The sequence below is a fragment of the Croceicoccus estronivorus genome, from assembly GCF_001625325.1.
Taxonomy (GTDB): domain Bacteria; phylum Pseudomonadota; class Alphaproteobacteria; order Sphingomonadales; family Sphingomonadaceae; genus Caenibius; species Caenibius estronivorus.
Genome location: NZ_JRQQ01000008.1, coordinates 29960 through 47450, shown reverse-complemented (window position 1 = coordinate 47450; position 17491 = coordinate 29960). Strand labels below are relative to the sequence as shown.

At 59.9% G+C, this 17491-nt stretch carries 14 protein-coding genes and 1 tRNA gene; 10 read left to right on the top strand and 5 right to left on the bottom strand.

Annotated features, from left to right (window positions below; genetic code table 11):
- Nucleotides 1–7: 7 nt before the first annotated feature.
- On the bottom strand, nucleotides 8–1717 hold the full coding sequence (locus MB02_RS12860; RefSeq protein WP_067538234.1) for an AmpG family muropeptide MFS transporter: 1710 nt from the start codon (nucleotides 1715–1717) through the stop codon (nucleotides 8–10).
- A gap of 96 nt (nucleotides 1718–1813) precedes the next feature.
- Here MB02_RS12860 and MB02_RS12855 point away from each other — a divergent pair, with 96 nt between their 5' ends.
- Both MB02_RS12855 and rsmD read left to right on the top strand, forming a co-directional pair.
- On the top strand, nucleotides 1814–2602 hold the full coding sequence (locus tag MB02_RS12855; protein ID WP_067538231.1) for a pseudouridine synthase: 789 nt from the start codon (nucleotides 1814–1816) through the stop codon (nucleotides 2600–2602).
- Nucleotides 2599–3147, top strand: coding sequence for a 16S rRNA (guanine(966)-N(2))-methyltransferase RsmD (gene rsmD / locus MB02_RS12850; protein WP_067538228.1), 549 nt, complete (start codon nucleotides 2599–2601; stop codon nucleotides 3145–3147). Before MB02_RS12855 ends, rsmD begins: the two co-directional genes overlap by 4 nt.
- 18 nt (nucleotides 3148–3165) lie before the next feature.
- Here rsmD and MB02_RS12845 read toward each other — a convergent pair whose 3' ends face one another.
- A complete protein-coding gene (locus MB02_RS12845; protein ID WP_235829515.1) occupies nucleotides 3166–3489 on the bottom strand; it encodes a hypothetical protein in 324 nt (107 codons plus the stop codon).
- Nucleotides 3490–3584: 95 nt separating this feature from the next.
- On the opposite strand from MB02_RS12845, the gene MB02_RS12840 reads away from it, so the two are divergent.
- A complete protein-coding gene (locus MB02_RS12840) occupies nucleotides 3585–5918 on the top strand; it encodes an ATP-dependent helicase (RefSeq protein WP_067538225.1) in 2334 nt (777 codons plus the stop codon).
- A 29-nt stretch (nucleotides 5919–5947) separates the two neighbouring features.
- On the opposite strand, the gene MB02_RS12835 is transcribed toward MB02_RS12840, so the two are convergent.
- Together MB02_RS12835 and MB02_RS12830 are read right to left on the bottom strand one after the other, a co-directional pair.
- Nucleotides 5948–7282, bottom strand: a complete 1335-nt coding sequence (locus MB02_RS12835) for a DEAD/DEAH box helicase (RefSeq protein WP_067538222.1) — start codon at nucleotides 7280–7282, stop codon at nucleotides 5948–5950.
- A gap of 152 nt (nucleotides 7283–7434) precedes the next feature.
- Nucleotides 7435–7899: a hypothetical protein gene (locus MB02_RS12830; RefSeq protein WP_170304737.1), complete on the bottom strand. Its 465-nt coding sequence runs from the start codon at nucleotides 7897–7899 to the stop codon at nucleotides 7435–7437.
- Nucleotides 7900–8208: 309 nt separating this feature from the next.
- Here MB02_RS12830 and MB02_RS12825 point away from each other — a divergent pair, with 309 nt between their 5' ends.
- A complete protein-coding gene (locus tag MB02_RS12825) occupies nucleotides 8209–9678 on the top strand; it encodes an FAD-binding oxidoreductase (protein WP_067538219.1) in 1470 nt (489 codons plus the stop codon).
- Nucleotides 9679–9744: 66 nt separating this feature from the next.
- A complete protein-coding gene (locus MB02_RS12820) occupies nucleotides 9745–10521 on the top strand; it encodes a SapC family protein (RefSeq protein WP_067538218.1) in 777 nt (258 codons plus the stop codon).
- Between the two features lie 204 nt (nucleotides 10522–10725).
- Here the strand turns inward: MB02_RS12820 and MB02_RS12815 are convergent, their stop codons facing one another.
- On the bottom strand, nucleotides 10726–11688 hold the full coding sequence (locus tag MB02_RS12815) for an N-formylglutamate amidohydrolase (RefSeq protein ID WP_067538720.1): 963 nt from the start codon (nucleotides 11686–11688) through the stop codon (nucleotides 10726–10728).
- Between the two features lie 117 nt (nucleotides 11689–11805).
- On the opposite strand from MB02_RS12815, the gene cpdR reads away from it, so the two are divergent.
- The 5 genes from cpdR to MB02_RS12790 all read left to right on the top strand — a co-directional run bounded on the left by cpdR (nucleotide 11806) and on the right by MB02_RS12790 (nucleotide 17485).
- A complete protein-coding gene (gene cpdR, locus MB02_RS12810) occupies nucleotides 11806–12180 on the top strand; it encodes a cell cycle two-component system response regulator CpdR (protein WP_067538215.1) in 375 nt (124 codons plus the stop codon).
- 119 nt (nucleotides 12181–12299) lie between these two features.
- Nucleotides 12300–12374 (top strand) — tRNA-Val (locus MB02_RS12805).
- 293 nt (nucleotides 12375–12667) lie between these two features.
- Nucleotides 12668–13888, top strand: a complete 1221-nt coding sequence (locus MB02_RS12800; protein WP_067538213.1) for an NADP-dependent isocitrate dehydrogenase — start codon at nucleotides 12668–12670, stop codon at nucleotides 13886–13888.
- A 139-nt stretch (nucleotides 13889–14027) separates the two neighbouring features.
- On the top strand, nucleotides 14028–15644 hold the full coding sequence (locus tag MB02_RS12795) for a bifunctional GNAT family N-acetyltransferase/carbon-nitrogen hydrolase family protein (protein WP_067538209.1): 1617 nt from the start codon (nucleotides 14028–14030) through the stop codon (nucleotides 15642–15644).
- A gap of 74 nt (nucleotides 15645–15718) precedes the next feature.
- A complete protein-coding gene (locus tag MB02_RS12790) occupies nucleotides 15719–17485 on the top strand; it encodes a cation:proton antiporter domain-containing protein (RefSeq protein WP_067538202.1) in 1767 nt (588 codons plus the stop codon).
- The last annotated feature ends 6 nt before the right edge of the window (nucleotides 17486–17491 follow it).

Genomic DNA, 17491 nt, shown 5'->3' with positions numbered 1-17491 from the left:
TTCTGTATCAGGCATTTGCCAGCGCTGCCGCATCCAGTCCGGCAGCCCGGCCCAGCCGCCTGATACGCCACCATTCGGCGAGACAAAGTGCCACAGCGATGAAGCCAATAACCGTTGTCAGAATGAACACGTCGTAATAGCCGCGCGTCTCGATCATCTTGCCCAATGCCCCGCGCCCGAGCGTCCCCACAAGAAACGTGAGCGAAGATAGCAAGGCGTACTGTACCGCGCTGTATTTCTTCGAGGTTATCGACGAAAGATAGGCAACCAGGGCTGCGCCTGCGATGCCGCCGGCAACATTTTCACCCGCGATGGCAAACATCAATTTCGCAAGGCGCTCATCCCCGCCCAGATGCTCGACCAACCAGGTGAAACCAATCGCCTTGGAACCGGCGGCCATGACTGCCCCACCTACCGACAGGTCGGCATAAAGGAGATTGGTCAATGCCGCTGTCAACGCACCCAGAGTCATGACTGCCATGCGCCCGATGTATGTAAACAGCACCCCACCCAGCGCCACGCCGAACATCAGTGCGCCAACGCCGAAGAACTTGGAGGCGACCGCAACCTCCTCCTTCGAATAGGCCAGTTCCCCCAGATAGAAGGGATAGGCGAAGGTGCCCCAGATCGTGTCCGTGATCCGATAGGTCAGCACCAGCCCGAGGACGAGAATTGTTGCCCATCCGAGACGCCCGACAATATCGGTCAGCGGCAGAATCAGTGCACGATATCCGTGATCGAGGACTGCGTCACCGCGCGACACCGCTGGCACGGGTTGCGGTAACACATGGCGGCCACGCTGCTTCTGCCGCACCAGCCAGGCCGCGATAAGTGCAGGGATCACCACTGTCGCAATCACGATCAATGGCCCTTGTTGGGCAATGAAGGCAACAGAATCGGGCCGCGCCCCAGGATCGCTTCCCAGCGAGCGAACCATGAAAACGCCCACTGTCACCAGTGCCCAACTCCAGAGTATGCCGACGATGACGAGCGCGATTGCCCGCACGCGGGGTTCAAGTTCGCCCGCGTGGCGCAACTCGGCCAGCGTGCTCTCGTCGGCTGCGATACTGGCCACCGTCTGCTTGCCTTCCGGAGCGAACAAGCTCGCAAAGCCGATGATGAGCATCAGACAACCCATCAGGGCATAGACTGTTGGCCACCCCAGCCCCTCGGCAAGAAATAGCGCGAGTGCCCCGCCAACCAGCACGGCAGAGCGATAGCCAAGCTGATAAACCGTGGAAAGCATGTCGATGGTCGCCACTTCATCCGCCACATCGACGCGCCATGCATCGACCACCACGTCCTGAGTAGCCGAAGCAAACGCCCCGATTCCAGCAAGCAGGGAAAACCACCCGATCGCGCTGCCTGGATCAAGCCTGGACAGCACCAGCAGGATACCACCCAAAAGAAACTGTGCGGTGACGATCCACTGCTTGCGCCGCCCTAGTCGACGAATGACCGGCAGGTTGATCCGATCCAGCAAGGGGGACCACAGGAACTTGAAGGAATAGGCCAGACCAATGAGGGAAAAGACCCCCATGGTTTCCAGGTCCACTTCCGCATCCGACAGCCACGCATAGAGCGTGCCGAGCAGCAACGCATAAGGCAGCGCACTGGCAAAGCCGAACAATGCCATGAATCCGGTCTTGCGGTTTCCGAGGGAAGCAAGAACCCTGCGCCAGCCCGGCTTTTCTTCTGTCACCGCATCACCGGGCATAAACAACTCCTCCTTCAAACTTCAGTCCCTGATTAGCGTACGTGGGCACGATGGGAAGGCTGGATGAAGCGGCGCTCAACAGCTAAGGGCAACAGCATGCCGCAAAACGACACACCAAAGGGCCATGGCCCTGCTCCGCGCGACGGAGAAAGGATCGCCAAACTCCTCGCCCGCGCCGGGGTCGCCAGCCGCCGAGAAGTTGAACGCATGATTGCCGATGGGCGCATCGCGCTGGATGGAAACGTGCTGGAAACGCCCGCAACCATTCTACCCGACCTCAAAGGCGTGACTGTCGACGGCAGACCGGTTGCACGGGCAGAAGCCGCGCGTCTGTTCCGCTTCCACAAACCCTCCGGCCTGATTACGGCCGAACGTGACCCTGCGGGGCGCCCGACGATCTATACCGCGCTCCGCAATGCATTGCCCAAAGGCACGCCGCGCGTGATGCCGATCGGCCGACTCGATCTCAATACGGAAGGCCTGCTCTTGCTGACCAACGACGGTGGCCTGAAGCGCGCGATGGAGCTGCCCGCCAGCGGAATTCCGCGCACCTATCGCGCGCGCGCGCATGGTGACGTAACCCAGAGCCAGTTGGAGGATCTGATCGACGGATTGACGATTGACGGCATCCGCTATGGCCCGATCGACGCGCATCTGGAACGTCGCACCGGACGCAATCAATGGATCGAACTGACGCTGACGGAAGGCAAGAACCGCGAAGTCCGCAGAGTGCTGGAGCATCTCGGCCTCAAGGTTTCGCGCCTTCTGCGCACGGCCTATGGTTCCTTCCTGCTTGGCGATTTGCCACGCGGCGCCACGGAAGAAGTCAGACAAGTGGACGTCGAACGCTTCCGCAAGCAACTGGCTCGAGAGACACGCAAATGAGGATCATCGCCGGCGAGTGGCGTGGCCGCAAACTGCGCGCGCCTGAAGGCGACACGACCCGCCCGACGGCCGACCGTACGCGCGAAACCCTGTTTTCCATGCTAACCAGCAGACTCGGCAGTTTCGAAGGTTTGCTGGTGGCCGATCTGTTTGCCGGGTCTGGCGCGCTGGGCCTGGAAGCCCTGTCGCGCGGTGCGGCAGAGGCGATCTTTGTGGAACAGGACGCAGCCGCCCTGCGCGCCTTGCGCAGCAATATCGCCAATTTCCATGCCGAGTCGCGATGCGATGTCCGGGCAACGTCCGTTCTGGCCCTCGGCCCGGCCAAACGCACGCCTGATTTGCTGCTGCTTGACCCACCCTACGCCAGCGGCGCGGGGGCGGTGGCATTGGACAAGCTCAGGCGGCTGGGATGGATCACGCCTGGCGCATGGATCAGTGTCGAAACCGGGCGCGGTGAACCGCTGGATGTCAAAGGCTTCGCAATCGACGCCACACGGGACAGCGGCAAGGCGCGATTGCACTTGCTACGCCTTGCCGCCGAATAGAGGGCCACAGACAGAGGCTTACTTTCTGCGCGCGGCCCCGGGATTGATGCAACTGTCCTGCACGTCACCCTTACACACGGGATAGTCCTTGTTCATGGCTTCGGGCGGCGGCGGCGTTAATGCCCCCTTGTATGGCCCGCCTTGGTATGTCGGGTCTGCAGGCATAGAAGGCCTCACGGTGTCTTCAGCAGTTTCGGGAACCGGAGGCCCCGCACTCGGCGTCTGCTGTGCTTCCGGATTGGCCTGCGTCTGGATCACAGTGCCCGCTTCCTGAGCGTGCAGTGCAGTCGCACTCCCGGCCAGGGAAAGCGCAGCAATGGAAATCAATGACAGTGTCTTCATTGTGCAGCTCCTGTCTTGCATCTACGACAGAAGAAACGGGCCGCAGCCTGCCGAGTTCCGGTCAGCCTGACGATCCGCGCTTGAACCATGCCTAGATGTTCCCTAGCTGTTCGCCTGTGACCCAATCCGAAAACCCCGTGGACCCTGCGTCCGAAACCCGAAACGATCCCCCGTATCTTTCGGGGCTGAATCCCCCACAGCGGGAAGCAGTACTGACCACAGAAGGGCCGGTCCTGATGCTGGCTGGCGCCGGCACCGGGAAGACCGCCGCCCTTACGACCAGGCTTGCCCATCTGGTGGCAACCCGGCGGGCGTGGCCCAGTGAAATCCTCTGCGTCACATTCACGAACAAGGCGGCGCGCGAGATGCGCGAACGCGTAAGCCACTTGGCTGGCCCCGCCATGGAAGGCATGCCCTGGCTCGGAACTTTCCACGCGATCTGCGCAAAGATGTTGCGTCGCCACGCAGAACTCGCCGGGCTGGAGCCGAACTATACGATTATTGATACGGACGATCAGATCCGGCTGCTCAAGCAATTGATCGTAGAGCATGGGCTGGATGAAAAGCGGTGGCCGGCACGCCAGCTCGCCGGTTTCATCGACCGCTGGAAGAATCGCGGGCTGAACCCCGGCGATCTCGATGCTGTCGAAAATGAAGCCTATGCGAATGGCAGGGGGCAACATTTCTATCAGCTCTATCAGGAACGCCTCAAAGCCCTGAATGCCTGTGATTTCGGCGATCTCATGCTTCACGTCCTGAACATCTTTCGCAAACACCGTGACGTGCTCGAACAGTATCAGCAGCGTTTCAAATACATCATGGTGGACGAATATCAGGACACCAACGCCGTCCAGTACCTCTGGTTGCGCCTTCTGGCTCAGGTACGGAAAAACATCTGCGTGGTCGGTGACGATGACCAGTCGATCTATTCATGGCGGGGTGCGGAAGTCGCCAATATCCTGCGATTTGAGAAGGATTTTCCGGGAACGAAAGTAATCCGCCTCGAACAGAACTATCGTTCGACACCGGAAATCCTCGCCGCTGCTTCAGGCCTGATCGGGGAGAACAGCCAGCGACTGGGCAAAACCCTCTGGACAGAAAGTTCCAACGGCGAAAAAGTTCGCGTCATCGGCGTATGGGATGCCCCCGAAGAAGCCCGCCGGATCGGCGATGAAATAGAACGATTGGAACGAGAAGGCGCGGCGCTGGACAGAGTGGCGATCCTTGTCCGCGCCCAATACCAGACTCGTGAATTCGAAGACCGGTTCATTCAGATCGGGCTGCCATACAAGATTGTCGGAGGATTCCGGTTTTACGAAAGAGCCGAAATCCGCGATGCCCTCGCCTATTTGCGCGTGACTGCACAGCCGCAGGACGATCTTGCGCTCGAACGGATTTACAACCAGCCGAAGCGAGGCCTTGGCACCAAGGCCCTGGAAACGATGCGCAGAACGGCACGCGATCTCGGCCAGTCACTTTTTTCCGGCATGGCCACGCTGGCCGAAGACGAAGGACTGGCCCCGCGGGCAAGAAACACGATGGCCGCCCTTGTTGGCGACTTTGTCCGCTGGCGTGAGCAAGCCGAAACGCTGAGCCCATCGGAATTGCTGCGAACGATTCTGGAGGAATCAGGCTATAACGCCATGCTGCAGGCCGAACGCTCTCCTGAAAGCGCAGGACGCCTGGAAAACCTTTCCGAATTGGCCCGCGCGATGGAGGATTACGCCACGTTGGGCGATTTCCTTGAGCATGTCAGTCTGGTGATGGACAATGACGCGGCCAACGATGGCGAGAAAGTCACCATCATGACGATCCATGCCGCCAAAGGGCTGGAGTTCGATCACGTATTCCTGCCCGGTTGGGAGGAAGGCGTGTTTCCCAGTCAACGATCACTGGACGAAGGCGGCCTCGCCAGTCTGGAGGAAGAGCGCCGCCTGGCCTATGTCGCCATCACGCGGGCACGCCGCCGCTGCACTATCGTCCATGCCGCCAACCGCCGCATCTATGGCCAATGGACCAGTTCGATACCCTCGCGATTTGTAGAAGAACTGCCCGACGCACACATCGAGCAGGAAACGACGCTCAGCGGCGGGGCCTCTCTGTGGCGGGCCAACTGGTCCGAACGGGACGATCCGTTCGCTCACGTCGCGCGTGACAAACCCCAGCGCGCCCAAAATCGCGGCCCCGGCTGGCAGCGAGCAGCCTCATCCGATTACGATCCCATGCCCCGCCGGGTAAAAGAAGCTACGCGCAGCGCAGCCAGCTTTGCCGCCAAGCCACGAAGCGACATCGCGTTAGGCGCACGCGTCTTCCATGAAAAATTCGGTTACGGCAAAGTCGTTGGCCAGGAAGGCAACAAACTGGAAGTCGAATTCGAAAATGCCGGCCACAAACGCGTGCTCGACAGTTTCGTTTCACTCGCATCGTAACGAAAGGCGGCGCGAGGTGCCGGAAAATCTCAGCCCACCGATACGCTGAGAAACTCCGGAACAGGGCCATTCCAGCCATCGTCGGGACGGTCATCGACCGGCTGTGGTGCAGCACGCGCCGTATCCCGGCGAGCGGGCGCTCGCTCTCGCCTCGGTTTGCGCTCCGGCTTCTCTTCGCGAGGAGCACGATCTTCGCCACGCGATCTTCCGGTCTTGCGCGGTTTTTCCTCACGCTCGTCCGTCACCGCCCCATCCGGCGTGAACACCGGAATTTTCATGCCGGTCAGCTTTTCGACATTTGCGATGGCTTCGGCATCGTCATCGGTGACGAAGGTAAATGCCCGCCCCGTCGCCCCGGCACGGCCGGTACGACCGATGCGATGAACATAATCGTCGGGATGCCAGGGGGTATCGAAATTGAAGACGTGGGACACGCCTTTCACATCGAGACCGCGAGCGGCAACGTCGCTGGCACAGAGGATGTTGATTTTCCCCTGCTTGAAGAGATCCAGTTCGGCAATGCGGGCCGATTGGTCCATATCGCCATGGATTTCACCGGCTGAAAAGCCGTGGGAGTTCAAGCTTTTGGCAAGTTCACGCACAGTCGTCTTGCGGTTGGCAAAGACGATCGCGGTGCTGACATTGTCCGTCCGCAGCAATTCCCGCAGAATCTCGCGCTTCTTGCGGGGTGCAACCATAACTTTATGCTGTGCAATGTTGACATTCGCACTCGCAGGCCGCGCCACCTCGATATATTTCGGGTTGGTCAGAAACTTGTCCGACAGTTTCTTGATCGGGGGCGGCATCGTTGCCGAAAAAAGCAGGGTCTGGCGATTGGCCGGCAGCTTGGAACAGATCGTCTCGATATCCGGAATGAATCCCATGTCGAGCATCCGGTCAGCCTCGTCGATGACAAGCAAATCGCAACCGGTCAGCAGAATCTTCCCGCGTTCGAACAGATCCATCAAACGCCCTGGCGTGGCGATCAGAACGTCGACCCCCTCGTTCAACGCCTTGACCTGATCGCCCATCTGCACGCCGCCGATCAGCAAGGCCATCTTCAGATCGTGGTTCTTACCGTACTTGTCGAAGTTTTCAGCGACCTGGGCTGCCAGTTCACGAGTGGGCTCAAGGATCAGCGACCGCGGCATCAACGCACGACGTCGGCCATGTGCGAGAATGTCGATCATCGGCAATACGAAGCTGGCGGTCTTGCCGGTCCCAGTCTGCGCAATCGCGATCAGATCCTTCATCATCTGAACTTGCGGTATCGCCTGCGCCTGGATCGGCGTCGGCTCAGTATAGCCGGCTTCTTCCACCGCTTGCAGCAATTCATCTGACAGGCCGAGATCGGCAAATTTCATAGGCGTCCTGATTTTCCGGATTGTGGGCGGTCGCTATCGACCGTCCGACCGCATTTCCAGAGACCTTTGTCTCCTCGCGCAAATCGTGGGGCCCTTTGCCGATGTGACGCCAAAAGTCAAGGAAAGAGCGGTATTGCCGGTGGGCAGGCCGATTAACGTCCGACGAGGATCAGCCGCCGCAGCTTACCCAGATTGCAGTTCGTGCCAGCCCGCGAATGAAGTTGGTCACGGCCGCTGCACAACAGGCCATCCTCATTCGGTTCGATATAAAATCCGGAATAGAAATCACGGGCACGGCAGGATTTATCCAGCGTAGCCGACAGAATGCGGCGATCCCGGAGGAACAACAGCAGGCGATTGCTGCCGTTGACCTGAACCCCCGCGATCCCTTTGACGGGGACGCATTTGCCGAATTTACGTTCCTCGTAATGGGGGGTGATCTCGCCTTGCGGCAGGGCGCTCAACATGTCGGAAGGCATTGTTGGCTGCCGCGGAGCAATGCGAATAATCACACGCTGCTGGATACGTACCTGATTCTGGGTGGGAGCCTGGAAGGAACTGGTGAGATCCCGCCAGACCGGCGCGACGGCTCTGGACGGCTCTGGACGGCATTTCATCGGCATCATCCGATTCCGGCGCAGGCATCAACCCGGCGGTCGCATCCGATTCATCCCGCGAACCATCCTGATCCGACGTCGGATTTGCCGGCGCAACCAACAACAATGCGGGAACTAGCAAGGCAGCCAGACTGTTCATGGCAAAGAGAATGTCGCTCCCTGGATCAGTCGATGGAGTCGTCACATGGCACGCAGCAGCGGAACCACGGTGCAATGGATAGCCCTCACGCTTGAATGGCGGCTTAACCCGCTACGCGAAAGGTTTGGCCGCTGGCAATAGTGCGTTGGCCGTTGCATAGGAAAGGAGCCATGAGCCAAACAGTTGAAACATCCCGCGATCTTGCTCCGTTTCTCAATAAGGCTGAGCGTATTCTGGGCCCGAGGGGCCTCACTCGCGATCCCGACCTGCTCGATCCGTGGCTGACCGATTGGCGGGGTGTTTACAAAGGCGAAGCATTGGCAATGGCCTCCCCCGCCTCAGCAGAGGAAGTCGCTGCGCTGGTCCGCCTTTGCGTCGATCATGACGTTGCGATCGTTCCCCAAGGCGGAAATAGCGGCATGTGCGGGGGCGCGACTCCGGATTCATCAGGCCGCCAGCTGCTCCTGTCGTTGCGCCGGATGGATACGATCCACACAATCGACGCCGAATCCCTTCAGGTCACATGCGAAGCAGGCGTGGTTCTGCAGAATCTGCATGAGGCGGCAGAACGGGAGAGCCTGCGTTTTCCGCTCACTCTCGGCGGCAAGGGCTCCGCCACGATCGGTGGCCTGATTTCGACCAATGCCGGTGGCACGCAGGTCCTGCGGCATGGCACGATGCGCGCTCAGGTTCTCGGGCTACAGGCCGTTCTGGCAGACGGCAGCCTGTTCAATGGCCTGACTCCGCTGAAAAAGGACAATCGCGGGTTCGATCTCAAACAATTGCTCATCGGGTCGGAAGGAACGCTGGGCATTGTAACTGCCGCGACACTGCGCCTCCTCCCGGCAATCGGCGCACGTCGAGTGCTTTGGGCCGGACTCGCTTCATTGCAACGCGCACGTGCCCTGCTGCTTCATTGCGAAGCCACTGCGGCCGAAGCGGTCGAAGGGTTCGAGATAATTCCAGCCTACAGTCTCGCCGCAGTCCTCAAGCATATTCCCGGCAGCCGGGCCCCGCTCGACACGGAACACCCGTGGCATGTCCTGATCGAACTGGTCGCCGATCCTTCCGGAGCCGACCAGTTGCAGGATCTTGCAGAGCGCTTGCTTGCCAGTGCGCTGGAAAATGGTCTGATCGACAATGCGACGATTGCCGCCAATGATGCCCAGGCAGAAGCGTTCTGGCTTCTGCGCGAATCGATTTCAGCCGCCGAGCGGGCCCGCGGCCCCGCCGTTCAGCATGACATTTCGGTTGCTGTTGAGAAAATGCCCGATTTCGTCGATATGGTTACTGCCCGCGTCGAGGAGCGGTTTCCCGGCACCAGGGCCATCGCATACGGGCATCTGGGTGACGGTAATGTGCATTTGCATGTCCTCGCCCCGCCCGGCTCCCTGTGGGGCGAGTGGCAGAAGACAGAGGGTAAGCCGATCAGCGCCTTCGTCTATGATTGTGTTACGGAATGGGGCGGATCGATCAGCGCGGAGCATGGCATCGGCCAGGCCAAGCTCTCCGAACTGGCACGCCTGGGCGACCCGGTTCGGCTGGGCACGATGCGCACCGTGAAAAAAGCTCTGGATCCGCTCAATATCCTTAATCCAGGCAAGCTTGTCCCGCTTGCACCTGAACAATCGACGCCTTAAAGCCTGCGGCTCACCCGACGGGCGCCAGCCCGGACAAGATTGCAGCCAATTTTCGGAGAGTGCCACATGGCCAGCGCGCCGCAGACTTCCCTGCCCCTGTTCTACAACGACCTTACCCCGCTCAACAGCCTCGACCACAGTTCCTGGCGCGCGCGCACGGCTGACAAGGCGATCTGGCTTGCCGGTCAGCATGCGGTTCCCGTGACGGTCGAAGAATTCCCGATGGTGCAGCGTCATTTCCCGGTCGTGTTCAGCAGCGGCCCGAACCCGGTGCCGTTGGCGCTGATGGGCCTCAACGAAGGCGTTAACGCTTTCGTCGCGGACGATGGCACCATCTCGGGCGACGTTTATCTGCCCGCCTATGCCCGCCGCTATCCTTTCCTTCTGGCCAAGCTGAGCAAGGACAAGGACGAGCTTTCGCTTTGCTTCGACCCGTCGAGCGGCCTGGTCGGCGATTTCAAGGACGGCAATGTGCTGTTCGAAGATGGCAAGCCTTCTGCCGTCACCAAGGAAATGCTCCAGTTCTGCCAGCGCTTCGAAGAAGCCGGCCAGCGGACCGGTGCGTTCGTCAAGGAACTGCAGGACAACGATCTGCTGATGGACGGCGAAGTGGCGATCAAGCAGGAAGGCGCAGAAGACAAGCCGTTTGTCTATCGCGGTTTCCAGATGGTCAATGAAGATAAACTGCGTGACGTGCGTGGCGACAAACTGCGGGCATGGAACCGCAATGGCTTCCTCGCGCTCGTCTATGCACACCTCTTCTCGCTCGACCTGATCCGCGCGGTTTTCAGCCGCCAGGTGGCTCAGGGCAAGGGGCCGAAGCTGCCCGCCAACGCGGCCTGAAAACTTCTCTTTCGCGAATCCTGCGAAAGGCTTGCAACTTGCAAGCAGAATACCTAGTTTAGGAACGTTCGGCGGGTTTTTCCCTCATGGCCTGTCGAACAGGTGCATGTGAATGCACCTCCTCCCTGAACCTTGGCCACCCCGTGCATGCACGGGGTGGTTTTTTCATGTGCTTCGGCAATATGTCTTGCAGGCATTGCTGCGTCATTCAGCCGCGAGATTCCAGCGCCGCGCGCTTCCTCCGGAATGTCCCATAGCCGCGACTTGCTCCGCCAGGTGGCGGACCAGACCTGTCAGCATGTCGGCAACGACCTGAAGGTGTTCCGACGGTTCGATCAATTGCGAATCGAGATACAGCGAACGGCAAAATTCGATCTGCAAGGCATGAATGCCTTCGGATGGGGCCGCATGCCGTTCGAGCACATAGCCGCCCGCATAGGGGCGATTGTGCGCAACCATCAGCCCGGCATCGGAAAGATAATCGAATGCGGCAGCCGCCAATCCCCCGCTGCAGCTCATGGAGAAACGGTCGCCCAGCACACAGACCGGGGCCGGAGCACCGGAAAATCTGGCGGGCAACGGAGGCATGGAATGGATATCAAGCAAGAGTGCAGCCCCCCAACGCGCCCGCATTCGCGCAAGGGCTCCGCCCAGTGCACGATGATAGGGAACATGCACCCCCTGCAATCTCGCTTCGACATCTGCGGAATCGAGCGGACCTTTCCACAATTCCCCAAATCCGGGCAGGCGCCGGGGAATCAGCCCGAGACCGCTGCGTGTACGCCAACCGACCAAAGTTTGCTTTTGAGCGCCGCCATCCCCGCCCCGCACCATATCCCGATCAAGATCTCCCGGCGCGCGATTGAGATCGATCATCGCCCGCGGAGCATGCGCGACCAAAAGCGCAGCGCTCGTCCTGCGGGCGGCCAGCTTCGCCACACCGTCGATATGGCGATCTTCCAGGCGCAAACCGGCTAGCCCGGGATTGCGCATACTTTGGAGAAGTTCATCCGGATAGTGGCGCCCGGCATGCGGCACTGCCAGAAGCACCGGCAAGGCTGATGGAGCGGGATCGACCAGAATATAGGCCGCTTTGCCCCTGCTCCCCGGGATTTCGCCTCCCGCTTCAGAGTGCGAATCGCCCGCACCTCGCTCTTTGCGCTCCATTCGCACAAGCTGGCCCGCAGAACGGCCTGTGTCAAAGTTGGCCATGTCCGAATAGTGGGGAGAATCTTAATTCGCTTCACGCTAAGGAGCGGTTGCCCAGCGAACGAAAGGTTGACCATGATCCGTATCCTTCTGGCCGAAGATGACGAGGCGATGCGCAACTATCTGACGCGCGCCCTCGAAAACGCCGGCTACGAAGTGGTTGCGGTGGATCGTGGCACCGAGGCGGTGCCGCTGCTCGAAAATGGCCGCTTCGATCTTCTGCTGTCCGACATCGTCATGCCGGAGATGGACGGAATCGAACTGGCCCAGCGTTGTGCGGAAATCGCACCGAGAACCAAGGTCATGTTCATTACCGGTTTCGCGGCCGTGGCCATGAAAACCATGCGCGAACAGCCGCAGAGCAAAATCCTGTCCAAGCCATTCCACCTGCGCGATCTCGTGCTGGAAGTCGAACGGCTGTTCGAAGGGCAAATGACCGCGCAGCTGTGAACGCCTGCTATTGTATCCAGCCTTCTTGAAATCGTTCTGAATCCGGCTTGCATGCCAGAGGAGTGATCGCTAAAGGGCCCCAGCCGACACCCACCGGGGCAAGGCTGATCGAATGAAGTGGGCGTATAGCTCAGTGGTAGAGCACTGTGTTGACATCGCAGGGGTCGGAAGTTCAATCCTTCCTACGCCCACCATTCGAACCATATGACGCTAGACCCGCCCGACGGCGGGTTTTTTTCATGTCGAAAACGCCGCATCATTCCGTCCGGCAGCCCCTGCCCATCTCCGAGAGCCCTACTCACCACATTGTCTGGGCCATCAGCGATGACCGGATCGTGCCGACCGGCATGCGTAGTCCTGCCCCGCCATCAAAGAAATGGATGCTCTGGTAGCAAGTCGAACCGCCAATAGAACGAATCCCCTGCCTTGCGCATGCGCCCCTAACTGCTAAGAGGCGCCAAACTTCCCCAGAAGCGACAGGACGAAAATGGCAAAGATCAAGGTTGCGAACCCCGTTGTCGAACTCGACGGCGACGAAATGACGAAGATCATCTGGCAATGGATCCGCGAACAGTTGATCCTGCCTTATCTCGATATCGACCTCAAATATTACGACCTCTCGATCGAGAAGCGTGACGAGACTGATGACCAGATCACAGTCGATGCCGCCAATGCGATCAAGCAGTATGGCGTCGGCGTAAAATGCGCCACCATCACTCCGGACGAAGCCCGTGTCGAAGAGTTCGGGCTCAAGAAAATGTGGAAGTCGCCCAACGGCACGATCCGCAACATCTTGGGCGGCGTGGTGTTTCGTGAACCGATCGTGATCCAGAACGTCCCGCGGCTCGTTCCCGGCTGGACCGACCCGATCGTGGTCGGCCGTCATGCGTTCGGTGACCAGTACCGTGCCACCGACACCCTGATCCCCGGCCCCGGCAAGCTGCGCCTGGTATTCGAAGGCGACGATGGCAAGAACATCGACCTGGAAGTCTTCAAGTTCCCGTCCAGCGGCGTCGCCATGGCGATGTACAACCTGGACGATTCGATCCGCGATTTCGCACGCGCATCGATGAACTACGGCCTCGACCGTGGATGGCCGGTTTATCTGTCGACCAAGAACACCATCATGAAGGCCTACGACGGACGCTTCAAGGATCTGTTCCAGGAAGTGTTCGACAGCGAATTCAAGGACAAGTTCGCGTCCAAGGGCATCACGTACGAACACCGCCTGATCGACGACATGGTCGCATCCGCCCTGAAGTGGAGCGGCAAGTTCGTGTGGGCGTGCAAGAACTATGACGGCGACGTCCAGTCCGACACTGTCGCTCAGGGTTTCGGTTCGCTCGGCCTGATGACTTCGGTCCTCATGACCCCGGACGGCAAGACCGTGGAAGCAGAAGCGGCCCACGGCACCGTGACTCGCCACTATCGCCAGCACCAGCAGGGCAAGGCGACCAGCACCAACCCGATCGCTTCGATCTTCGCTTGGACGCGTGGCCTGATCTATCGCGGTCGCTTCGACAACACGCCGGATGTCGTGCGCTTCGCCGAAACGCTGGAGCGGGTCTGCATCGAAACGGTCGAAAACGGCCAGATGACCAAGGACCTCGCGCTGCTGATCGGCCCGGATCAGAGCTGGATGACGACCGAGCAGTTCTTCGATGCGATCGTGCACAACCTCGAAAAGGAAATGGCCAACTGGGCCTGATTTCCTCTATCATACCGACGGTGGGCATGTTCAGGCATGCCCACCTCGCGATTGGCGGCGCTTGCCTGACAAGACCGTTTCTCGCTAACCCCTCCCGCATGCGGGAGGGGATTTTTGTGTCCCGTGACGAGGCTCCTGCATGACCGATACCCGCGCCAAACCCCGGCTTGAAGTCCGCCAGGCCCAACTGAGCGATGCCAAGGCGATCGCGGCACTGGTGCGCCGCGCCTACGACGATCTCCCTGCCTATACGATGGGTGAAATCCGCGGCCAGCTTAACAACTTTCCGGAAGGCTGCTTCATTGCCAAGCTCGACGGCAAGCTGGTGGGTTATTGCGCCTCGATGCGGATTGACGGCGATCTCGCGCTCAAGCCCCATACATGGGACGAAATCACCGGGAATGGCTTCGGCAGTCGCCACGATCCAACCGGTGACTGGCTGTATGGCTACGAAATGTGCGTCGATCCCAAAACGCGTGGCACGCGCATCGGCCGCCGGATGTACGAGGAAAGACGCGCTCTTGCCGAACGGCTTGAACTATCCGGAATCGCATTTGGCGGAAGAATGCCCAATCTGCGCCGGCAATGGCGCCGCGTTGACGGCCCGCAGGACTATCTCGACAGAGTCGTGGAGGGCAAGCTCCACGATCCTGTCCTTCGGTTTCAACTCGCCAACGGCTTCGAGCCCATCGGCATTCTCGAAAACTACCTGCCCGAAGACCGGCGGTCCAAGGCGTTCGCCGTTCACATGGTTTGGCGCAACCCGTTCGTGGATCGCGATCAGCCCAAGAAATTCCGCTTGCCTCGCGGCGTGGAAAGCGTGCGCATCGCAACCTGCCAATTGCAGGCCCGTGCCGTGAAGGATTTCGACGAATTTATCGGCCAGATCGAATATTTCGTCGATGTTGCAGCAGATTATGAAGCAGACTTCATTGTCTTTCCAGAACTGTTCACTCTCATGCTGCTGTCCTTTGAGGAAAAGGAACTGACCCCACTCGAAGCAATCGAAGCACTATCCCGCTACACGCCGAAAATTCGCAAGGCGCTGTCCGAGATGGCCCTGAACTTCAATATCAACATCATCGGCGGTTCCCACCCCACCCGGATGGATGACGGCGACATCCACAATATCGCCTACGTCTGCCTGCGCGACGGGTCGGTTCATGAGCAGGAGAAGATCCACCCGACGCCGAACGAAGCCTATTGGTGGAACATCAAGGGCGGCGACACGATTGACGCCATTCCCACCGACTGCGGCCCAATCGGAGTGCTGATCTGCTATGACAGTGAATTCCCTGAACTTGCCCGGCGCCTGGTCGATGAAGGCGCGCGAATCATTTTCGTGCCGTTCTGCACGGATAGTCGGCAAGGTTATATGCGAGTGCGATATTGCGCTCAGGCACGCGCAATTGAAAACCAGTGCTTCGTCGTCCTGTCCGGGAATGTCGGCAACCTGCCCAATGTCGGCAACATGGACATTCAATACGCCCAAAGCTGCATTCTCACCCCTTGCGATTTCCCGTTTGCCCGCGATGGTATCGCGGCGGAAGCTACTGAAAACGTCGAAACTCTGACCATCAGCGACGTCAATCTCGCCGATCTCTCCTGGGCTCGCGCCGAAGGCACCGTGCAAAACCTCAATGATCGCCGCTTCGATCTCTATCGAATCGAATGGAGCGACAATTCGACCGGGCAGAGCGATGGCGATGGCCATTCCCATCCCGCCATCGGACCACATACGGCAGGCGGCGGATAACAGCCGCCACACCGGCTCACATTGGAAACATGACATAGCGTGACATAGGGCGCAGGGCCGGTTACTCCACGCATATGGCCGCAGAACTGTCTTCCACTCCGATGCTGTCCGATGCGTTGGTCATTCTCGGTGCGGCCGGCCTCGTCATCCCAATCTTCGCCCGTTTCCGGATTACCCCGATCATCGGGTTTCTCATGGTTGGGTTGGCAGTCGGCCCATACGGCCTGGGGAGGATGGTGTACGAACATCCATGGCTCGCCCATTTCACGATTACCGACCCCGAAGGACTGGAACCCTTCGCTGAATTCGGCATCATCCTGTTGCTGTTCACCATCGGCCTTGAATTGTCCTTCAATCGCCTGTGGGCCATGCGACGGCTGGTTTTCGGCCTCGGTGCCCTGGAATTGATCGTCATTGCCGGGCTGCTCGCCGCAGTGCTGACCATGATGGGCCAATACTGGACCGGGGCTCTCGGGCTCGGCCTTGCCCTAGCGCTTTCGTCAACGGCGCTGGTGCTCCCGATATCGGGCACGAGAACGCCTGTCGGGCGCGCCGCGCTTTCCATGCTGTTGTTCGAAGATATCGCCATCGTCCCGATCATCTTCATGCTCGGTGCGATGGCCCCTTACGCGCAGAGCAATGGCGTCGGCGACATGATGCAGACGATCTGGCTCGGCGGTGCGGTCGTCATCGGTATGCTGGTTATCGGGCGATTCGCCCTCCCCCGGCTGTTCGCTCAAGCCGCCCGCACCAAAAGCCCGGAACTGTTCCTGTCCGCCAGTCTGCTCGTGGTGATCGGAGCGAGCCTCGCGACTGCCGCAGCGGGCCTTTCACCGATTGTCGGCGCGCTTGTCGCAGGTCTGTTGATCGCGGAAACCGAATATTACGCCGAAGTGGAATCGATTACCGAACCGTTCAAAGGCCTTGCCCTGGGCATATTCCTCATCACCATCGGCATGGGGCTGGATCTCGCCACCATTTGGGACAACCTCTGGTCCATCCTGATTGCGGTGGTCGGTGTGCTGGTACTCAAGGCGCTGGTTACCAGTCTGCTGCTCAGGATGATGGGCGCACGGCGCAGCACCGCGACCGAGACAGGCATCCTGATGGCCAGCCCCTCGGAAACCACTCTGATCGTGCTTGCCGCTGCCACGCAGGCCTTGCTGATTCAGCCCGGAACGGCCCTGTTCTGGCAGATAGTGACGGCCATCGGCCTTACGGTTACTCCATTGCTTGCCTTGCTCGGCCGGGTTGTCGCCCGCCGTGTGGAACCCTTGCCCGAACAAGGGGAAGCCGATGGGGGCGGTAACGAACCCCGCGTCATTATCGTCGGTTTCGGCCGTGTCGGCCGCCTGATCGCGGACATGCTGACCGTGCATGGGAAGCCATATGTCGGGATCGATGCCGATGCCGACCTGATCTCTGCCGCCTTGCGCGACGGCTATAGCGCGCGGTTCGGCAATGCCATGCGTAGTGACGCATTGGACCGCCTAGGCGTCGATCAGGCCCCGGCCGTCATCCTGACCATGGATGAGCCGATTCTGGCCCAGAACCTGACAAAGAAACTGCGTGCCCAACATCCGCATCTGACCATCATCGCCCGCGCGCGCGACAGCGACCATGCCGCCTTGCTCTATCGCAGCGGAGCAACACATGCCGTGCCCGAAACGCTCGAAAGCTCGCTACAACTTTCGGAAGCGGTATTGGTCGATCTGGGTGTGGCGATGGGCCCAGTTATTGCCTCGATCCACGAGAAGCGGGACGAATTCCGCGCCAAAATCATGGAAGAAGGCCTGCTGGACCACAAGCCGAAGCTGCGGACCAGTTCAGCGGAAGGCTGAAACGCG

What these genes read in the sequence shown, in the direction of transcription:
- MB02_RS12860 (WP_067538234.1), bottom strand. Translation starts at nt 1,717, where the DNA reads ATGCCCGGTGATGCGGTGACAGAAGAAAAGCCGGGCTGGCGCAGGGTT.
- MB02_RS12855 (WP_067538231.1), top strand. Translation starts at nt 1,814, where the DNA reads ATGCCGCAAAACGACACACCAAAGGGCCATGGCCCTGCTCCGCGCGAC.
- rsmD (WP_067538228.1), top strand. Translation starts at nt 2,599, where the DNA reads ATGAGGATCATCGCCGGCGAGTGGCGTGGCCGCAAACTGCGCGCGCCT.
- MB02_RS12845 (WP_235829515.1), bottom strand. Translation starts at nt 3,489, where the DNA reads ATGAAGACACTGTCATTGATTTCCATTGCTGCGCTTTCCCTGGCCGGG.
- MB02_RS12840 (WP_067538225.1), top strand. Translation starts at nt 3,585, where the DNA reads ATGTTCCCTAGCTGTTCGCCTGTGACCCAATCCGAAAACCCCGTGGAC.
- MB02_RS12835 (WP_067538222.1), bottom strand. Translation starts at nt 7,282, where the DNA reads ATGAAATTTGCCGATCTCGGCCTGTCAGATGAATTGCTGCAAGCGGTG.
- MB02_RS12830 (WP_170304737.1), bottom strand. Translation starts at nt 7,899, where the DNA reads ATGAAATGCCGTCCAGAGCCGTCCAGAGCCGTCGCGCCGGTCTGGCGG.
- MB02_RS12825 (WP_067538219.1), top strand. Translation starts at nt 8,209, where the DNA reads ATGAGCCAAACAGTTGAAACATCCCGCGATCTTGCTCCGTTTCTCAAT.
- MB02_RS12820 (WP_067538218.1), top strand. Translation starts at nt 9,745, where the DNA reads ATGGCCAGCGCGCCGCAGACTTCCCTGCCCCTGTTCTACAACGACCTT.
- MB02_RS12815 (WP_067538720.1), bottom strand. Translation starts at nt 11,688, where the DNA reads ATGGAGCGCAAAGAGCGAGGTGCGGGCGATTCGCACTCTGAAGCGGGA.
- cpdR (WP_067538215.1), top strand. Translation starts at nt 11,806, where the DNA reads ATGATCCGTATCCTTCTGGCCGAAGATGACGAGGCGATGCGCAACTAT.
- MB02_RS12800 (WP_067538213.1), top strand. Translation starts at nt 12,668, where the DNA reads ATGGCAAAGATCAAGGTTGCGAACCCCGTTGTCGAACTCGACGGCGAC.
- MB02_RS12795 (WP_067538209.1), top strand. Translation starts at nt 14,028, where the DNA reads ATGACCGATACCCGCGCCAAACCCCGGCTTGAAGTCCGCCAGGCCCAA.
- MB02_RS12790 (WP_067538202.1), top strand. Translation starts at nt 15,719, where the DNA reads ATGGCCGCAGAACTGTCTTCCACTCCGATGCTGTCCGATGCGTTGGTC.